The 1,731-nt window shown below is 28.2% G+C and carries 3 protein-coding genes and 1 pseudogene; all 4 read left to right on the top strand.

Annotated elements, in window-relative coordinates; genetic code table 11:
* Positions 1–222 (top strand): annotated as a pseudogene (locus ACQPUY_RS17660) (hypothetical protein); the annotation flags it as partial.
* A gap of 12 nt (positions 223–234) precedes the next feature.
* Positions 235–762 carry a hypothetical protein gene (locus ACQPUY_RS17655; protein ID WP_430843361.1) on the top strand — a complete coding sequence of 176 codons (528 nt, stop codon included), beginning with the start codon at positions 235–237 and terminating at the stop codon, positions 760–762.
* 2 nt (positions 763–764) lie between these two features.
* Positions 765–932 (top strand): hypothetical protein, encoded by a 168-nt coding sequence (locus ACQPUY_RS17650; protein ID WP_430843359.1) that lies wholly within the window; start codon positions 765–767, stop codon positions 930–932.
* On the top strand, positions 932–1,627 hold the full coding sequence (locus ACQPUY_RS17645; RefSeq protein WP_430843357.1) for an ERF family protein: 696 nt from the start codon (positions 932–934) through the stop codon (positions 1,625–1,627). The genes ACQPUY_RS17650 and ACQPUY_RS17645 overlap by 1 nt, the downstream gene beginning before the upstream one ends.
* The last annotated feature ends 104 nt before the right edge of the window (positions 1,628–1,731 follow it).

Raw genomic sequence — 1,731 nt, 5'->3', positions numbered from 1 at the left:
ATGGCTAAAGAAGTAGCAAGAATCTATCCAAAAAAGAAAGATTATAAAGAAGCTTATAGAGAAGTTGTAGAACAATATAAAAAAGCTCATAACTCCACCGACCAAAGTAAGAGTTACGAGCACAACAAAAGAATCAATGACATTATACCACTAGGTATAGATTTAGACAACGGAGAAATTTACGATATAGAAACAGGACAAACTATTAGAGAGTTGATTTAGGAGGACATGAGAATGAATAAAAAAGATTTATTAGAGTTTATAGAAAGAGTTGAAAGAAAGGCTATATCTAGTGTGGAAGCTAGATTTAATAAAGAAATAGAAGAAAAAAAGAGTGAGATTTTATCTAAATATGAAGAGAAAATAAATATGTATCAAGATTCACTTAATAGAGTTGTAACCAATATAACTAATTTACTTACAGATATGAAGGAAGATGTTGAAGTAGCATATGAAGGGAATTATTATTTAGATCAATCATTTAAAAGAATTAGCAGATTAAAGATTAGTATAGTAGATTCTTGTATGTTTAAAGGAGAGATACAAAAGATTAAAGATAGAAGAAATAAGGAAATAGAAGAAGTAAAGGCTAATTATCATAAGGTTTATGTTGTATCTAAGAATATGAGTAGTGCTAAGAAAATAGCTGAATACCTAGAAGGTTTAGGATTTGATTTATCTAGCTTGAAAGAAGATGAAATGAAAGCATTAGTAGCTGATATAGATAAATCTAAATTATTTGTATGTGGAGAAAGGAAGTAACAATGAAAGCATTTAAAGTGTTATTAAAAATTTTAGTAGCTATTATAAACATACTGAATGAAGAAGGATTTAAACTTTATGATTCAAATGATCCAGATTACTATATTTCAAATATTAGATATGAAGGCATGGATGATAGATTGTATTTTGATACAGAGGAGGACAAGTAATGGTAGAGGAAAAGAAACTTAATATTTTTCAAAAGATACAAAGAGCTAGAGTTGAACTTCAAAAAAGAGATATTAAGAAAACAGGATTAAATAAATATTCTAACTATAAATATTTCGAATTAGGAGATTTTCTACCACATGTAAATGAAATTTGTGATGAACTTGGATTATATACAGAGTTTAAGTATGGAGAAGAAGAAGCGTTTTTATATCTAATAGATTCTGATAATCCAGATATTAAGAGAGAATGGAGTACACCAGTAAAGATACCAGCATTAAAAGGATGTAGCGATATACAAGCTATAGGTGGTTCACAAACATTTGCAAGAAGATATTTGTATATGATGGCTTTTGAAATAGCTGAAACAGATCTTGTTGATAATGCAGAAATTGATGAAGATAAGCAAGAAGCAGAAAAGAAGATAGGAACAGTACATCTTAATGTAATGAAAAAGCTTATAGAAGAAACTGAAACAGAGATAAATAGTTTCTTAAAGTATGCAGGAGTTACAAAGCTAGAAGATGTTAAAAATAAAGATTACCCAGAATTGTTAAGACTTCTAGAGAAAAAGAAGAATGATAATAAGAAAAAAATAGAAGCAGAAAAAGCTAGAAAGCAAAAAGAAGAATTAGCAAAGCAACAGGAAGAACTGCAAAAGCAATTAGAAACTCAACAAGATAATTTTGAATTTTAGGGGGATAGAGAAATGGATATACAAGTAAATAAACAATTGCCAGTTATAACAACAAATTTTGAAGAAGTTAAGGCTAATTTAATAGCCAATATGGAAAAATATAA

The organism is Clostridium nigeriense, from assembly GCF_050585245.1.
GTDB classification, from domain to species: Bacteria; Bacillota; Clostridia; order Clostridiales; family Clostridiaceae; genus Clostridium; species Clostridium nigeriense_A.
Note: the sequence above shows the minus strand (reverse complement) of the source record. Positions and strands in the feature narration are given on the sequence as shown.